Origin of the sequence: Streptomyces lunaelactis (assembly GCF_003054555.1) — a bacterium.
Lineage (GTDB): Bacteria > Actinomycetota > Actinomycetes > Streptomycetales > Streptomycetaceae > Streptomyces > Streptomyces lunaelactis.
This window is the reverse complement of the sequence record NZ_CP026304.1, coordinates 6,215,224-6,232,174: the sequence shown is the minus strand read 5'-3', so window position 1 is coordinate 6,232,174 and position 16,951 is coordinate 6,215,224. Positions and strand designations below refer to the sequence as shown.

Annotated in this window: 11 protein-coding genes; 2 read left to right on the top strand and 9 right to left on the bottom strand. The window is 71.0% G+C overall.

The genetic code is table 11. The features are described from left to right. Positions 1-180: 180 nt before the first annotated feature. From SLUN_RS28855 to SLUN_RS28820, 8 genes are all read right to left on the bottom strand, one after another. Entirely contained in the window at positions 181-1,482 is a 1,302-nt protein-coding gene (locus SLUN_RS28855; protein WP_108152903.1) for a M50 family metallopeptidase, read from the bottom strand. Continuing rightward, a complete protein-coding gene (gene dxr / locus SLUN_RS28850; protein WP_108152902.1) occupies positions 1,479-2,729 on the bottom strand; it encodes a 1-deoxy-D-xylulose-5-phosphate reductoisomerase in 1,251 nt (416 codons plus the stop codon). Before dxr ends, SLUN_RS28855 begins: the two co-directional genes overlap by 4 nt. Before the next feature lie 45 nt (positions 2,730-2,774). Next, positions 2,775-3,527 carry a hypothetical protein gene (locus tag SLUN_RS28845; RefSeq protein WP_108152901.1) on the bottom strand — a complete coding sequence of 251 codons (753 nt, stop codon included), beginning with the start codon at positions 3,525-3,527 and terminating at the stop codon, positions 2,775-2,777. 151 nt (positions 3,528-3,678) lie between these two features. Beyond that, positions 3,679-5,625 carry an acyl-CoA dehydrogenase family protein gene (locus SLUN_RS28840; protein ID WP_108152900.1) on the bottom strand — a complete coding sequence of 649 codons (1,947 nt, stop codon included), beginning with the start codon at positions 5,623-5,625 and terminating at the stop codon, positions 3,679-3,681. A gap of 197 nt (positions 5,626-5,822) precedes the next feature. Further along, entirely contained in the window at positions 5,823-7,268 is a 1,446-nt protein-coding gene (locus tag SLUN_RS28835) for an aldehyde dehydrogenase family protein (protein WP_108152899.1), read from the bottom strand. Between the two features lie 186 nt (positions 7,269-7,454). Beyond that, entirely contained in the window at positions 7,455-8,414 is a 960-nt protein-coding gene (locus tag SLUN_RS28830; RefSeq protein WP_108152898.1) for an EamA family transporter, read from the bottom strand. 119 nt (positions 8,415-8,533) lie between these two features. Then, positions 8,534-10,099 (bottom strand): PucR family transcriptional regulator, encoded by a 1,566-nt coding sequence (locus tag SLUN_RS28825; RefSeq protein WP_108152897.1) that lies wholly within the window; start codon positions 10,097-10,099, stop codon positions 8,534-8,536. A gap of 114 nt (positions 10,100-10,213) precedes the next feature. Continuing rightward, positions 10,214-12,529: a type IV secretory system conjugative DNA transfer family protein gene (locus SLUN_RS28820; protein ID WP_170146616.1), complete on the bottom strand. Its 2,316-nt coding sequence runs from the start codon at positions 12,527-12,529 to the stop codon at positions 10,214-10,216. Positions 12,530-12,808: 279 nt separating this feature from the next. Between SLUN_RS28820 and gabT the strand changes: the two genes are divergently transcribed. Both gabT and SLUN_RS28810 read left to right on the top strand, forming a co-directional pair. Beyond that, entirely contained in the window at positions 12,809-14,158 is a 1,350-nt protein-coding gene (gene gabT / locus SLUN_RS28815) for a 4-aminobutyrate--2-oxoglutarate transaminase (protein ID WP_108152896.1), read from the top strand. A gap of 102 nt (positions 14,159-14,260) precedes the next feature. Continuing rightward, entirely contained in the window at positions 14,261-15,052 is a 792-nt protein-coding gene (locus SLUN_RS28810) for a phosphatase PAP2 family protein (RefSeq protein WP_108152895.1), read from the top strand. Here the strand turns inward: SLUN_RS28810 and SLUN_RS28805 are convergent. Next, positions 15,006-16,805, bottom strand: a complete 1,800-nt coding sequence (locus tag SLUN_RS28805; RefSeq protein ID WP_257153809.1) for a chitinase — start codon at positions 16,803-16,805, stop codon at positions 15,006-15,008. The two genes, SLUN_RS28810 and SLUN_RS28805, sit on opposite strands and share 47 nt — an antisense overlap. Between the last annotated feature and the right edge of the window lie 146 nt (positions 16,806-16,951).

Here is a 16,951-nt window from a genome sequence, read left to right as displayed (position 1 = left end):
GGTGTGGATCGTGGTCCCGAGATCGGCGGGCTCCAGCCTCCGAGATTACGGCACTGAGGTTCGGCCGAGCACATCGCGCCACGAAGTCCACTCAATGATCAACGGCCGGACATGCTGTGCTTGTCCGGGGAAACCCCCTGGACAAGCACAGCATGTCCGGCCGTCACGAAAGGGACTCGCTCAGCTGATCTTGACCGGATTGACGACGTCGGCGACCAGCACGAGCAGGGTGAAGCAGATGAAGATCCCCGCCACGACATACGCGACCGGCATCAGCTTGGCCACGTCGAAGGGGCCGGGGTCGGGGCGCCGGAACACCCGCGCGACATTGCGGCGCACGGACTCCCACAGCGCTCCCGCGATGTGCCCGCCGTCGAGCGGCAGCAGGGGCAGCATGTTGAACAGGAACAGCGAGAGGTTGAAGCCCGCCAGCAGCATCATGAACATCGCCACGATGTTCTGCGTCGGAGCGTCCACGTTCAGCAGCTCGCCGCTGATCCGGGCCGCACCGACCACGCCGACCGGGGAGTCGTCCTTGCGTTCCCCGTCGCTGAAGGCCGCGTTCCACAGGTCGGGGACCTTGGACGGCAGCGCGATCATCGACTCGGCGCCTTGCTGGATCATGTCGCCCATGCGGTCGACGGAGTCGGGGAAGGAGAGCGGCAGGATCTCGGTCCGCGCGGCGAAGCCGAGATAGCCGGCCGGGACGTACTCGCCGGGGACGACTTCCCCGTCCGCGTTCTTCTTGGCCACCGTGTTCTCCGCGAGCGTGGCCTTGAGGACCTGCTGCTGCCCGTCGCGCTCGACGGTGATGGTGGCGGGACCGATCGTCTCGCGGATGTGGTTGGAGAGATCGGACCAGTCGGCGACGGGCTCCCCGTTGAAGGCGACGATCTTGTCGCCCTCCTTCAGGCCCGCGGCCTGGGCGGGCGAGACCTTGTCGGCCGCGTTGCAGGTGTCGCGCTTCTCGCTCTGCGAGATGACGCACTTCTGGACGCCTGCCACCTCGGTGGTCTGGGCCGCGAAGCCGAAGGTCATCGCAACGCCGAGGAAGATCGCGACGGCGAGGACGAGGTTCATGAACGGTCCGGCGAACATCACGATGACGCGCTTCCACGGCTTGCGCGTGTAGAAGAGCCGCTTCTCGTCGCCGGGCTTCAGCTCCTCGAAGGCGGCCGAGCGGGCGTCCTCGATCATCCCGCGCCAGGGCGAGGTGGACCGGGCCTCGATCCGGCCGTCCTCACCCGGCGGGAACATCCCGATCATGCGGATGTAGCCGCCCATGGGGATGGCCTTGATGCCGTACTCCGTCTCGCCCTTGTGCCGGGACCAGATGGTCGGGCCGAAGCCCACCATGTACTGGGGCACGCGGATGCCGAAGAGCTTGGCCGTCGACAGATGGCCCAGCTCGTGCCAGGCGATGGAGATCAGCAGCCCCACACCGAAGAGAGCTATGCCGAGGACCGTCAACAGAATCGTCATGCGCGAGCCTCCGCTGTCGCCTTCAATGCCAGTTCCCGAGCCCTCGCCCGGGCCCAGGTCTCCGCTTCCAGGACGTCCGCCACCGTGAGTGAGGTTCCCGAAGCGGGAACACCGTGCTCGGCGACGACTTCGGTGACCGTATCCATGATTCCGTTGAACGGCAGCCGCCCGGCGAGAAACGCCTCCACGCACTCCTCGTTCGCGGCATTGAACACCGCCGGGGCCGTTCCGCCCAGCTCCCCCACCCGCCGGGCGAGTCCGACCGAGGGGAACGCGTCGTTGTCGAGCGGGAAGAACTCCCAGCTCGAGGCCTTCGACCAGTCGAAAGCCGGGGCCGCGTCGGGCACCCGCTCGGGCCAGCCGATACCCAGGGCGATGGGGCCGCGCATATCGGGCGGCGTGGCCTGGGCCAGCGTCGAGCCGTCGGTGTACTCGACCATGGAGTGGACGTACGACTGAGGGTGTACGACGACCTCGATGCGGTCGAAGGGGATGTCGTAGAGGAGGTGTGCCTCGATGACCTCGAGCCCCTTGTTGACCAGCGTCGCGGAGTTGATCGTGATCACCGGGCCCATCGCCCAGGTGGGGTGCGCGAGGGCGTCCTCGGGGGTGACGTTCGCCAGCTCGGCTCTCGTACGGCCGCGGAAGGGGCCGCCGGACGCGGTGACGACGAGCTTGCGTACGTCGGCCCTCGTCCCGGCCGCCAGCGCCTGGAAGAGGGCCGCGTGCTCGGAGTCGACCGGGATGATCTGCCCGGGCTTGGCGAGGGCCTTGACCAGCGGCCCGCCGACGATGAGCGACTCCTTGTTGGCGAGGGCGAGGGTCCGGCCCGCTTCGAGGGCGGCGAGCGTGGGCGCGAGGCCGATGGAGCCGGTGATGCCGTTGAGCACCGTGTGGCAGGCGGATGCGGCGAGCTGGGTGGCCGCTTCGGGGCCGGCCAGGATCTCGGGCACGGGCTCGGTCCCGTACTGCTCCGCCAGCGCGTCGCGCAGCGCGGGCACGACATCCTCGCGGGCGACGGCGACCGCGGCGACCCGCAACTGCCGTGCCTGCTCGGCAAGGAGTCCGACCCGGCCGCCGGCGGCCGAGAGCGCGGTGACGCGGAAGCGGTCGGGGTTGCGCAGCACCAGGTCGATGGCCTGCGTGCCGATGGACCCGGTGGAGCCGAGGACGACGATGTCCCGGCGGCCTTCGGTCGCGTCGAAGGCGATATGCGGGTCGGCGAGTGGGGATGGGCTGTCGCTCATCCCCCCATTGTGGCCGTACTTCCTGTCCGGCCGGACAGCGCGTCCCTATGGGGCTGCGTTGCGGCCCGTCCGGAACTTCTCCCACTGGGCATTCATCACCTCTTCGGGCACTCCCCCGATGTCCTTCGTGTCGATGATCTCGGCGCGGAAGGACAGCGTCGCGGAGCCGGAGCGGACGACGGTCAGATACTCGTAGAGCTTCAGCTTCCCCTTCACATCGAGGATGGTGAAGCGGTACGCCTTCGCCTCGTCCCCGAAGGCCGGCGTCCTGGCGGGCTCCACCTTGAGGTACTTCGCCTTCGCGATGGCCCGCTCCTCGGTGAAGCCGCCGGCGCACTGGGTACCGGCGGCGCCGAGGGCCTTCATGACGGCGGCGGCTCCCCCGTCCGCGTACGAGCGCAGCTGTACGGCGACGCTGAGCCCGGTCATCTCGCCGTCCACGTCGACCTGGCGGTTGACCTCGGCGGCGGGGTCGTGGACGGTGGCGCCCTCGGCGAGGCTGACGAGGGGCTGGCAGACGGCGGGGTCGGCGGTGTAGTCCTCGCCGAGGGGCGCACCGAGGGTGAATTCGGAGGCGGTGTAGATGCCGACCTTCTCGCCGTCGGTGAAGGAGGCGGCCCTGAGCCGGGGCTCGGTGAGGGGCGCGGGTGCGGACGGCTTGTTGTCGGCTGTGGGCTTCCCGCCCTTGTCGCTCGTGTCGTCGCCGCCGCCGCACGCGGCCACGCCGGTGAGAACGACCCCGGCAAGCACGGCGGCCGCCCCGCGCCGCCGTTTCCGCTGGTTCCCCGCTGCCGACATCCCCGCCCCCAACATCCCGGCCCCGCTTCCGTGTTGATCGCGGTCAGACGATACCGAAGCGCTCACGCGGCCGGGCCAGGGCACGCGAGCCCGGCAGGATCCGGAAGTTGGGAGGCCGGCTCCGGGGCGTCCGTGGACGCCCCGGAGTCTCTCAGCGGATCGGACGGTGGACGTTGTCCCGTTCGGCCGGGCCGGGTGTTGCGTCGGCGATCCAGGGGCCGTCGCCGCTCGGGTCGACGATGCCCTCCTCCAGCCAGGTGTACGTACCGGACAGGACGCCCTCCACCACCTTGCGGTCCAGGTCGTCGGTGTTGGACCAGAGGCGGGTGAAGAGCTCCTCGACCCGGATGCGGGACTGGCGGCAGAAGACGTCGGCCAGTTGGTACGCCTCGCGGCCGTACCCGTCGGAGGTCCGCAGCAGCTCGGCGCGTACGCAGGCCGCGCTCATCGCGAAGAGCTCCGCGCCGATGTCGACGATCCGGCCCAGGAAGCCCTGCTTGGTCTCCATCCGCCCTTGCCAGCGGGACATCGCGTAGAAGGTGGAGCGGGCCAGCTTGCGGGACGAGCGCTCGACGTAGCGCAGATGCCCGGAGAGATCCGGATAGCCCGACGGGTGGAACTCGCTGTAGGTACGCGGGAGTTGACCCGGTCCCGTGACGAGCTTGGGGAGCCAGCGGGCATAGAACGCCGCGGCGTTCGCGCCCGCCTTCGCCTTGGCGGCGAGGGGCTTGTCGGGGTCGATGATGTCCCCGGCGACGGCCAGGTGGGCGTCGACCGCCTCGCGGGCGATCAGCAGATGCATGATCTCGGTCGAGCCCTCGAAGATGCGGTTGATGCGCAGATCGCGCAGGATCTGCTCGGCGGGGACGGCCCGCTCGCCGCGCGCCGCCAGCGAGTCGGCCGTCTCGAAGCCGCGGCCGCCGCGGATCTGGACCAGCTCGTCGGCCATCAGCCAGGCCATTTCGGAGCCGTACAGCTTGGCCAGCGCCGCCTCGATGCGGATGTCGTTGCGGTCCTCGTCGGCCATCTGCGAGGAGAGGTCGAGCACCGCTTCCAGTGCGAACGTGGTCGCGGCGATGAAGGAGATCTTGGTGCCCACGGCCTCGTGACGGGCGACCGGCTTGCCCCACTGCTCGCGCGCCGCCGACCATTCGCGGGCGATTTTCAGACACCATTTGCCGGCGCCGACGCACATCGCGGGCAGTGAGAGGCGTCCGGTGTTGAGGGTGGTGAGGGCGATCTTGAGGCCCGCCCCCTCGGGGCCGATGCGGTTCTCGGCGGGGACGCGCACCTGATGGAAGCGGGTGACGCCGTTCTCGAGGCCGCGCAGGCCCATGAACACGTTGCGGTTCTCGACGGTGATGCCCTCGCTCGCCGCCTCGACGACAAAGGCGGTGATGCCGCCCTTGCGGCCTTCCGACCTGGGGACACGGGCCATGACGACCAGGAGGTCGGCGACGACTCCGTTCGTCGTCCAGAGCTTGACGCCGTCGAGGATGTACGAGTCGCCGTCGGGTACCGCCGTGGTGGCGAGGCGCGCGGGGTCGGAGCCGACGTCCGGTTCGGTGAGAAGGAAGGCGGAGATGTCGGTACGGGCGAGGCGCGGCAGGAAGGTGTCCTTCTGCTCCTGCGTACCGAAAAGCTTCAGCGGCTGCGGTACTCCGATCGACTGATGGGCGGAGAGCAGCGCGCCGATCGCCGGGTTCGCGGAGCCGACCAGGGCCAGGGCCTTGTTGTAGTACACCTGGGTGAGTCCGAGGCCGCCGTACTTCGTGTCGATCTTCATGCCGAGCGCGCCGAGCTCCTTGAGCCCGTTGATCACCTCGTCGGGGATCTTCGCCTCGCGCTCGATGAGAGCGCCGTCGATCTTCGTCTCGCAGAAGTCGCGCAGCTTGGCGAGGAACGCCTCGCCGCGCGCGCTGTCCTCGCGGGCGGGCAGCGGATGCGGATGGATCAGGTCCAGGCGGAACCGGCCCAGGAACAGCTCCTTGGCGAAGCTGGGTTTGCGCCAGCCCTGTTCGCGCGCGGCCTCGGCGACCTGCCGTGCTTCGCGCTCACTGACCTTCGGAGTCTGGAGCTTGTCGGGTGGTGCGGACATGAGGCTCACCTCGCCGCGAGTCGGGACTTCCGGGGGCGTCGGCCGGGGCGCAGGTCGCCATACCGACCGGTGCTACCCGTCCGTAGTACCTGATTCCTGCCCTCTCCACCAGTGCTCGCACAGCGGTGTCCCGGCGGCACGGCAACGGCCGGAGCCCCCGCACAGCGGGCTCCGGCCGTCGTCTCGGCGTACGGGCGCTACAGGGCCAGACCGGTGAGGACCAGCACCCGCTCGTACGTGTAGTCGTCCATCGCGAACCGCACGCCCTCGCGGCCGACGCCGGACTGCTTGGCACCGCCGTACGGCATCTGGTCAGCGCGGTAGGAGGGCACATCGCCGATGATCACGCCGCCGACCTCGAGGGCGCGGTGGGCGCGGAAGGCGGTCTGCACATCGTGCGTGAACACACCTGCCTGCAGGCCGTACTTGGAGTCGTTGACGGCCGCGAACGCCTCGGCCTCGCCGTCGACCCTCTTGACCGTGAGGACCGGTCCGAAGACCTCCTCACGGGAGAGGGTGACGTCCGCCGGGACGTCGGTGAGGACGGTGGGCGCGTAGGAGGCGCCGTCGCGCTTGCCGCCCGCCAGGAGCTGCGCGCCCGCCTGTACGGCCTCGTCGACCCAGGACTCGACACGCTTGGCGGCGTCCTCGCTGACCAGCGGGCCGACGTCGGTGGCGGAGTCGGAAGGGTCGCCGGTGACCTGGGCCCCGACGGCCTCGACGATCTTCGGCAGCAGGCGCTCGTACACCGAGGCGTCGGCGATCACGCGCTGCACGGAGATGCAGGACTGGCCGCCCTGGTAGTTGGAGAAGGTGGCGATACGGGTCGCCGCCCAGTCCAGGTCCTGCTCGGAGGCCCAGTCGCCGAGGACGACTGCCGCGCCGTTGCCGCCCAGCTCCAGGGTGCAGTGCTTGCGCGGCACCGAGTCCATGATCGCGTAGCCGACCGTGTCGGAGCCGGTGAAGGAGATGACCGGCAGGCGCTCGTCCTGAACGAGGGCGGGCATCCGGTCGTTCGGGACCGGGAGCACCGACCACGAACCGGCGGGCAGCTCGGTCTCGGCCAGCAGCTCGCCGATGATCAGGCCGGACAGCGGCGTCGCCGGGGCGGGCTTGAGGATGATCGGCGCGCCGACCGCGATCGCCGGGGCGATCTTGTGGGCGCAGAGGTTCAGCGGGAAGTTGAACGGCGCGATGCCGAGGACGGCGCCCTTGGGGAAGCGGCGGGTCAGCGCGAGCCGGCCCTGGCCGCCTGCGTCGGTGTCCAGGCGCTGGGCGTCGCCGCCGTTGAAGCGGCGGGCCTCCTCGGCCGCGAAGCGGAAGACGGAGACCGCGCGGCCGACCTCGCCGCGAGCCCACTTGACCGGCTTGCCGTTCTCGGCGGAGATCAGCTGGGCGATCTCCTCGGTGCGCTCGACGAGCCGGCGCGAGACATGGTCCAGGGCGGCGGCCCGCACGTGTGCCGGGGTCGCCGCGAACTCGTCGCGTACGGCGTGCGCGGCGGCGACGGCCTCCTCGATCTGGGCATCGGTCGGGACGGCGACCTGTCCGACGAGGTGTCCGTCCCAGGGGGAGGTGACGTCGAAGGTGGCCTCGCCGGTGGCCTGGCGGCCGGCGAGCCAGAAGGCGTGGGTGGAGGTCATGTCCCGGCCCTTCCGAGGTAGTGGGGGTGTCTGTGCCCCACGGTAGGGGTGGGAGGGCGGTCTGGCGTTTGTCCGAGGTGGAGTGGTGGACGGGCCGGATCCGCCGCTTTGGCGTGCCGGTTCAGCCCGTCCCGCGATGGAGGACACGGCCGAAGGCCGTACGGGTCCGGGGGCTTGCCCCCAGGGTCAGCGTCGACGTTCCGTCGACACGATCAGGAAGACACCCGCCACCACCACCGCGCCGCCGACCGCGATCGGCCAGCTCAGCTGCTCGTTCAGGATCAGCGCGCCGAGGAGTACGGCGACGACCGGGTTGACGTACGCGTAGGTCGCGACCAGCGACAGCGGCGCGGAGTGCAGCAGCCAGGCGTACGCCGTGAACGCGACGATCGAGCCGAAGACGACGAGGTAGCCGAGTGCCGTCCAGGAGCGGCCGGAGACCTCACCGAGCACGAAGCCGTACTGCTCGCCCCGCCCGAGGCCCACCAGCAGACAGCCGATGCCGCCCGCGACCATCTCGTAGGCGCTGGCCGCGAAGGGATTTTTCGGCATCGGGATCTTCGAGGACGAGAAGGAGCCCACCGACCACATGACGGTCGCCACGATCACGGTGAGGACGCCCCACAGGCGAACGTCGCCGCTGAGGCCCGGGAGGGTCAGCACGGCGAGGCCCGCCAGACCGAGCAGGACGCCCAGATACGCGCCGAGGCCGGGCCGCTCGCCGAAGGCCCTGCGCAGCACGACCACCCAGGCGGGCACGACGGCGATCAGCAGGGCGGCGAGCCCGGAGGGCACGGAGGTCTCGGCGAGCACCACGAGGCCGTTGCCGCCGAGCAGGAGCAGCAGGCCGACCAGGGCCGCCGAGGCGAGCTGGGCGCGGGTGACCTTGAGCGCCGAGGTCCCCTGCCGCCAGGCCACGAGACCGGCGAGGATCAGGCCCGCCACGATGAAGCGGGCGCCTGCGGACAGGAAGGGCGGCATGGTCTCGACGACGATGCGGATGCCGAGGTAGGTGGAGCCCCAGACGACGTACACGATGGCGAGCGCCAGCCAGACGGCTCCGGATATCCGGCGGCCGGGCGGGGGTGCTTCGACGGTAGCGACGACGGGGGTGCCGGCCTCAGGAGTGCTTGAGTTGGTGGCCACGAGGCAGGACCTTAGGCACTTCGGCGATCAACCACCAATAATTTTGCCCGACTTCGGGCACGAAAACGGAAAAACCTTGCGCCCGCTTGTCACTGCGTCGCCCGTCACCGCTTCGCCGGTCACTGCGTCGCCGGGCCGCCCGCCGTCGTCTTCAGCGCGAGCCAGAGCTCCATCCGGACGTCCGGGTCGTCCAGCGAGCGGCCGAGGATCTCCTCGACCCGCCGCATCCGGTAGCGCAGCGTATGGCGGTGTACGCCGAGGTCCGCGGCGGCCGCGTCCCACTGGCCGTGGCGCGAGAGCCAGGCGCGCAGCGAGGCGACGAGGTCGCCGCGGCCGGTCGCGTCGTGTTCGTACAGCGCGCGCAGCATGCCGTCCGCGAAGGCGCGTACCGCGTCGTCCGCGAGCAGCGGGAGGATCGATCCCGCTGCCAGCTCCTCGTGCTCGACCAGCGCGCGGCCGCGCCGCCGGGCGACCGAGAGCGCCTGCTCGGCCTGTTTGTACGCGCCCGCAGCCGCTATCGGTCCGGTCGGCGCGGAGAGCCCGACGACCGCTTCGGCGTCCTCGGCCTCCTTGGCGGCGTACTCGGCGGTGCAGGCCGCGACGACAGCGCCGCCGTCCGCGGCCAGCACCACAAGACGGTCGTCGGTGTCCGGTACGACGAGCAGGGCCTCGCCCGCCCGGGCCGCGGTCGACTCAAGCGACTCGGCGAACGCCTGGAGCGGATGCTCCGCCGCGGGGTCCGGCTCTCCGGCGGGCTCGGCGATCAGCAGCCGGAAGGGGGCGTCGAGGAGACCGCCGTACAGATCGCCGGCAACCGCCCGGGCATGGTCCTGCTGGCCGGAGAGCAGCATCCGCAGCACGGCGGCGCCGAGCCGCTGTTCGGCCGCCTGGAGCGAGCGCGAGCGCTCCGTGGACAGGGTCAGCAGGGCGACGGCGGAGTGCACGGCGTACCGCTCGGCGGTGCCCAGCGGCGCTCCCGTGCCGACGGCCAGCGCACCGCGCACACGCCGTCCCGTGCCCAGCGACTGCAGCTCGACCCGGTCCTCGGTGTCGCCGACGACGGCGCTCGCGGGCGCGGACCGCTCGCGCAGCCGCTCCACGTCGCCGGTGAGCCGGGCGGCCCGGCGCGCGGCCCATTCCGGCGCGGCCGCGACGACCGCACCGGAGGCGTCGTACAGCGCGGCCCAGCCATCGATGTGCGCGGCGAGGCGGGCGACGACCGCGTCGGGGCCCTCGGCCAGCGCGGCGCGCGTCAGCTCCCGCTGCACCTCGAAACCGGCCGTCACCGCCCGGTACTGGTCGGCCGCGATCGCCGCCGAGACCGCCTTGCTGATGGCGAGGAAGGGAGTGCGGCGGGGTACGGCGAGGAGCGGAAGCCCCTCCTCCTTCGCCGCGTCGACGAGCGCTTCGGGTATGTCGTCGTAGTACACGCCGACAGCGAATCCGAGCCCGACGACGCCCGCGCCCACCAGCCTGCGCACATAGCGGCGCATCGCCTCATGGTCCTCGGCGTCCAGCGTCATCGCCGTGACGAGCAGCAGCTCGCCGCCCTCCATGTACGGCACGGGGTCGGCGAGCTCGCTGACATGCGCCCAGCGCACGGGCGTCTCGAGCCGGTCCTCCCCGGCGCGCACGGTGAGTTTGAGCGCCGAGTGCTGGACGAGCGAGGCGAGCGTTGGGGGCATGGGACCGTAGGCCCTTCGAGCAGAGGTGCAGAGGCAGAGACCGGGGAGATTTTCGCCGTCCCGTATGAACGGCGTACATCGATTCTGCCAGGGCGTAGCGGTTCCGGGTCCCGGTCAGGTCCGCAGATCCACCAGCAGGGGTGGCGCGTGCTCGCCCCGTACGGTCGTCAGCGAGAGCACCGCGTGCCCGGCGGGCACGGCGTGCGCGAGGTCCGACGCCGACCAGCGGGCGCGCTCGACCTCCCGCACGGTGATCGCTTCCGCGGTCGCCGCCTTGCCGGTGACCAGACGTCGCATCAGGTGCAGCGCCTTGGTGAGGGGCTCGTCGGAGATGATCTGCCGGTTGGTGACGTCCCGGGTCTGCACCCACTCGGTGCCCCAGGTCTCGGCGAACCGTCCGCCGTCCCAGGGCGCGAGTCCCGCGAAGGCCATCCGGCAGCCGACCGCGCCGAGCAGCGGGTCGCGCAGCGGCTCCGCCACGTCCTCCAGCGTTCGCAGCGCCAGGATCACTCCGGCGTTGGCGGACCGCAGCCGCTGTACCGCGCGGACCGAGTCGGCGGTCACGGTGTACGTCGCGTCGTCCAGCACCAGACAGGCGAAGAGCGACCGGTCCGAGCGGCTGAGCGCGGCCTCGGTGAACTGGGCGAGGAGCAGGCGCGCGATGATCCGCGAGGCCTCGGCGTGGCCGCGCTCGGGCAGGTCGATACGGACGCGCAGCGGGTGCTCGATGGCGCGCAGCGAGAACTGTCTGCCGCCGCCGTCCGTACGGAAGAAGTGCGCGAACGCGGGCCGGTCCAGGAAGGCGATCCGCTCGGCGAGCAGTACGCCGACGTCGTCGGCGCGGGCCGACTGCCGTTCGCGGGCGGCGAGTTCACGCAGCTGGGCGGCGGCGCCGGGGTCGCCGGCGGCCTCCAGGGCGATGCGCAGCGCGCCGAGGGCGGCGGGTGCGCCGCCGAGCAGCTCGCGCAGCTCCGGTACGGCGGGGAAATGGCCGTGGACGCACTGGTACGGGCCGATCAGCTGGGCCAGCGCGGTGGCGGCGCGGCGGCTGTCCCCGCCGTGGAGGGTGGCGGCGAGATCGCCGACGAGTGCTTCGGCGAGCGTGCGGGCGGCCTCGTCGGGGTCTTCGGCGCCGCCGTAGAGGTCGAGGTCGTGGGTGGAGTCGGGGCGGCCGACGGCGATGACGAGATCGAAGGCGTCGTCGGGGGCGAGGCCGGTGCCGTGCGCGGTGACGGCGACGACGGCGGCGCGGTTGGCGAGCGCGAGCAGGCACATGGACTCGACGACGGGCCGCACGAGCCGCACGCTCTTGCCGGACCCGGAGGGCCCGACGGCGAGCAGCGAGGTGCCGAGGAGGGCGGGTTCGAGGGCGACGCCGGTGGTGCGGCGTGCGTAGGGGTTGCGGTCGTCGTCGACAGCCGTGCCGATCCTGACCTGCGCGGTGGCGAGGTCGTGGGTGGCGGTGCGCACCGGCAGATCCCGCACACCGGAGGGGTGGGCGCAGGCGGCGGCGCCGTGCCTGCGGACGGTGTCGGTGAAGGCGGCGAGCCGCTCGGGCCTGGCGTGCACGCCCTGCCACGCGCGCCGGATCCTGGCGTAGTCGACATCGCCGAGCGTCCCGGCGCGGGTGGCTTCGGCGAGGCTCGTTGCCGCGTCGGCGAGGCCCGCGGCGCGCAGGTCGGGCCAGTCCGCGAGGTCGGCCTCGGCCGGGGGCGGCGGGGTCGTTGGGGCCTGGGTCCCAACGCGCCGGCGGACGGCCGGCCAGGTGCCGATGCGGCCGACGGCGGCGACGATCGCCGCCACGAGCAGCACGTAGTAGATGTTGGACACCCAGGTGAGCCAGGTGACCGTCCGCGGCATCTCGCGCCACACACCCGGCAGCAGCACGAACAGCGGCCACAGCGGCACCCCGTACCGCAGCCACACCTCGCGCCAGTTGCCGACCCGGCCGAAGCCGACGGCGAGCAGGCTCAGCACGAGGGCATTCCAGAGATAGGTCGCGGCGACGTACAGCTCGACGTTGGGGCTGGCGGCGGACCTCCAGTCGTCGGGCACCAGCCAGAGCATCGGCAGCAGCCACCACTCGTCGACGAAGATCCACCACCCCTCGAGGTAGCCGTTCCACAGCAGTGACCAGAGCAGCCAGCCGCAGAGGTAGGCGATGAAGGCGCCGCTGAACAGCTGGCGTGCGGGGACGAGGTCCGGCTCCTCCTGCGGCCGCTCGCGGTGGCCCAGACGCCAGATGCCGGGGGCGGCCGCGGGCCGCGGGGTGCGCAGCCATTCCACGACCGCCGGGCGGGTGACCGGCGCGTGCGCCGGCCTGGCGGGGGTTCCGCGTGGGACGGACGGCACCTCGGGCGGCGGCGCGGCGGGACGCGGCACCGGATTGGACCGTGTGCCCCGTGCGTCGAAAGTGCCTTCGGAATCCATGAACTGCTGCCCCCTGACCAGCCAGGCTCGCTCTGTGCCCCGTCAATCTAGTGCCCTTGTGCGGGGAGTTCACCTGAGGCGCCCGCGGTCCGCGGCCGCCTGTGTGGGCGCGGGTGGCCGAGCCTGGGGCTGCCCTTGTCCGCCGGGGACAACGACATCTCCCCAACACTCCCGAACGGCGCATGCCCGCCCTCCGTTCCCGCGCCTAGCCTGCGGAGAGTGAGAAGTAGCGGTCCCCGGGGCCGCTCAACGTCCAACAGCACCCCCCAGGAGCCCCTCATGACCGCCATCCCGCAGGAGCGCCGCGTCGTCACCGCCATCCCCGGCCCGAAGTCGATCGAGCTGCAGGCCCGCCGTACCGCCGCGGTCGCCGGCGGTGTGGGGTCCGTGCTGCCCGTCTTCACCGCCCGCGCCGGCGGCGGTGTCATCGAGGACGTGGACGGCAACCGCCTCATCGACTTCGGTTCCGGCATCGCCGTGACCTCCGTCGGCGCCTCCGCCGAGGCCGTCGTACGCCGCGCCTCCGCGCAGCTCGCCGACTTCACCCACACCTGTTTCATGGTCACGCCGTACGAGGGGTACGTCGAGGTCGCCGAGGCGCTCGCCGAGCTGACGCCGGGCGACCACGCCAAGAAGTCCGCGCTGTTCAACTCCGGCGCCGAGGCCGTCGAGAACGCCGTCAAGATCGCCCGCGCCTACACCAAGCGCCAGGCGATCGTCGTGTTCGACCACGGCTACCACGGGCGTACCAACCTGACGATGGCGCTGACCGCCAAGAACATGCCGTACAAGCAGGGCTTCGGGCCGTTCGCGCCCGAGGTGTACCGGGTTCCCGTCGCGTACGGCTACCGCTGGCCGACCGGTGCCGAGAACGCCGGCGCCGAGGCGTCCGCGCAGGCCATCGACATGATCAACAAGCAGATCGGCGCCGAGAACGTCGCGGCGATCATCATCGAGCCGGTTCTCGGCGAGGGCGGCTTCATCGAGCCGGCCAAGGGCTTCCTGCCCGCCATCTCGCAGTTCGCCAAGGACAACGGCATCGTGTTCGTGGCGGACGAGATCCAGTCCGGGTTCTGCCGCACCGGGCAGTGGTTCGCCTGTGAGGACGAGGGCATCGTCCCGGACCTGATCACCACCGCCAAGGGCATCGCGGGCGGTCTGCCGCTCGCCGCGGTGACGGGTCGCGCCGAGATCATGGACGCCCCGCACGCGGGCGGCCTCGGCGGTACGTACGGCGGCAACCCGGTGGCCTGTGCCGGTGCGCTCGGCGCCATCGAGACGATGAAGGAGCTCGACCTCAACGGCAGGGCCAAGCGCATCGAGGAGGTCATGAAGGGCCGCCTCACCGCGATGGCCGAGAAGTTCGCCGACAAGGAGGGATGCAGCATCGGCGACATCCGCGGCCGCGGTGCGATGATCGCGATCGAGCTGGTCAAGGACCGCGACTCCAAGGAGCCGAACCCGGCCGCGACCGCCGCGCTCGCCAAGGCCTGCCACGCCGAGGGTCTGCTGGTGCTGACCTGCGGTACGTACGGCAATGTGCTGCGCTTCCTGCCGCCGCTGGTAATCGGCGAAGACCTGCTCAACGAGGGTCTGGACATCATCGAGCAGGCCTTCGCGGGCTTGTGAGGGACCCGAACGGTCGGGGCCTGTGAAGAAGCTGTGCGGGGCCGATGGCGGGATGGAGATCCGGCTGTCGGTCCCCCGGCCCCTGCCGTACGGTTCCAGCAGATGAGAGAAACACCCCGCTCGCAGGGGACTGCGGGCGACTCCAGGGCGGAGCCTCCCCAGCCTCGCTCTGGTCGTGCCCTCGCGCACACCACTGGAGCCTTCGGCTCCGGAACTCCTCACCGATCGGATGGCCGCCCGCCCCAAACCCCCCGGGGCGCGCGGCAAACCGGTCCGGCCGGCCACTGCGGAACCACCCCCCCTGTTCCGAGGTGGCCGGCTTCTTTTCTTGTGGCGCTGCCTGCGCTGTGCGCCCTTCTCTTCGCGGTGGTCACCTGGCAGGTGGCCGCCGACGGCCCGCTCCGGTCCCTGGACGAGCGCATCGAGCTCAAGATCGTGGGAAGCGGACCCAGCACTCTGACCGGCCTCCTGGCCGACCTCGGCAGTATGGCGGTCGCGCTTCCTGTCCTGGCCGCTGCGATCGCGTACGCACTGTGGAGCGGCCGCCGTCGCAAAGCCCTGTACGCCGCCCTCGCCATGGCCGCGGTTCCGGCGCTCGTCGTACCCCTCAAGGCCCTGATCGGCCGTCAGGGCCCGCTCACCGAGGCGACCGGCTACTACCCCTCGGGCCATACGGCGACCGCGATGGTGGCCTACTGCGGTGCGGCCCTGCTGGTGCGTGCGAAGTGGACGATGCCCGTCGCCGTCCTGCTCACGGTGGCGACGGGCATCGGCCTCGTACTACGCGGCTACCACTGGCCCCTCGATGTGCTGGGCAGCTGGTGCCTGTGCGGGATGCTCCTGTGGGTCACCAGCCGTAGGCGTCGAAGTTCTTCGAGAACTCCCACTGGTTGAAGCGGTCCCAGTTGATCGACCAGGTCATCAGGCCGCGCAGCGCCGGCCAGGTGCCATGGGTCTGGTACGAACCGCAGTTGGTCTTCTTGGTCAGGCAGTCCAGTGCCTTGTTCACCTCGGCGGGCGAGGTGTGGCCGTTGCCCGCCTGGGTGGAGGCGGGGAGGCCGATGGCCACCTGGTCCGGGCGCAGGGCCGGGAAGACCTTGGTGGTGTCGCCCGCGACCGGGAAGCCCGTCAGCAGCATGTCGGTCATGGCGATGTGGAAGTCCGCGCCGCCCATCGAGTGGTACTGGTTGTCCAGGCCCATGATCGAGCCCGAGTTGTAGTCCTGGACGTGCAGCAGGGTGAGGTCGTCGCGCAGGGCGTGGATGACCGGGATGTAGGCGCCCGCCCGCGGGTCCTGGCCGCCCCAGGGGCCCGAGCCGTAGTACTGGTAGCCGAGCTGCACGAAGAACGTCTCCGGCGCCATGGTGAGCACGAAGTCCGAGCCGTACTTGGCCTTGAGGGTCTTGATCGCCGAGATCAGATTGACGATCACCGGCGAGGTCGGGCTGCGGAAGTCCGTGTCACCGGTGTTGAGGGAGAGCGAGTGGCCCTCGAAGTCGATGTCCAGGCCGTCGAGTCCGTAGTCGTCGATGATCTTCGAGACCGAGGAGACGAAGGTGTCACGGGCGGCCGTGGTGCCCAGCTGGACCTGGCCGTTGGCGCCGCCGATGGAGATCAGGACCTTCTTGCCGGCCGCCTGCTTGGCCTTGATGGCGGCCTTGAAGTCGGCGAGCGATTCGACGTTGGGACATTCGGCCGCCGGGCAGAGGCTGAAGCGGATGTCGCCGGAGGTGACCGAAGTGGGTTCGCCGAAGGCCAGGTTGATGACGTCCCAGGAGTCGGGTACATCGGCCATGCGCGTATAGCCGGAGCCATTGGCGAAGCTGGCGTGCAGATATCCGACGAGGGCGTGGGCGGGGAGCTCACCGCCGCTGCCGCCGCCGCCCGCCGTGGTGGTCGCGGTGACGGCCGCCGACTTCAGGGACTCGCCGGCCTCGTTGGCGGCGGTGACCTGGAAGCTGTACGCGGTGGAGGGGGCGAGACCGGTGACGGTGGCCGAAGTCCCGCTGACGGTCAGGACCTTGCTGCCGTTCCGGTAGACATTGTAGGAGGTGGCGCCGGAGGAGGCGGACCAGCTCAGCGGTACGGAGGTGGAGCCGGGGGCGCCGGCGGCGAGGCCCGTGGGGGCGGCCGGTGTCTGGACCGGGTCGCCGCCGGGACCGAGCAGGGAGAGGTCGTCGGCGTAGTAGGCCGGGGTGCCGTACCAGCCGTGGGTGTAGATCGTCACCGAAGTGGTCGAGGCACCCGTACGGAAGGTCATCGAGAGCTTCTGCCAGCTCGGCGCGGATGCCGTCCAGGTGGAGACATCGGTGGTGCCGGTGCCGGATGCACCGAGGTAGACGTAACTGCCCTGGACCCAGCCGCTCAGCGTGTAGTCGGAGTTCGGCTTAACGGTGATCTGCTGGCTGCACTTGGCGTTGTCGTTGCCCGCGGGGGTGGCCTTGAGTGCGGAACTGCCGCTGTGGACCGGTGAATTGACGACGGTGCCGCTGCTTGCCGTACAGCTCCAGCTGCTGAGGCCGGTCTCGAAGCCGCCGTTGCGCGCGAGTTCGGCGTCGGCCGCTCCCGCGGACGACGCCGTGGCGACGAGTCCGCTGACGGCGAGGGCGGCCGCCGAAAGGGCGGCCAGAAGTCTGATGCGGTCCACAACTGCCTCCGGGCACGGGGGGATTGAGGGGGGAGCGCAGCGGGTGGCCGCGCTGCACAACATGGTCCAGACCAATGTGGTTGTCAAGACCTCTGGCAGCGCACGGACCCCTCAGGTCCTGTCCGGCCCGATCCGTAGGACACCCC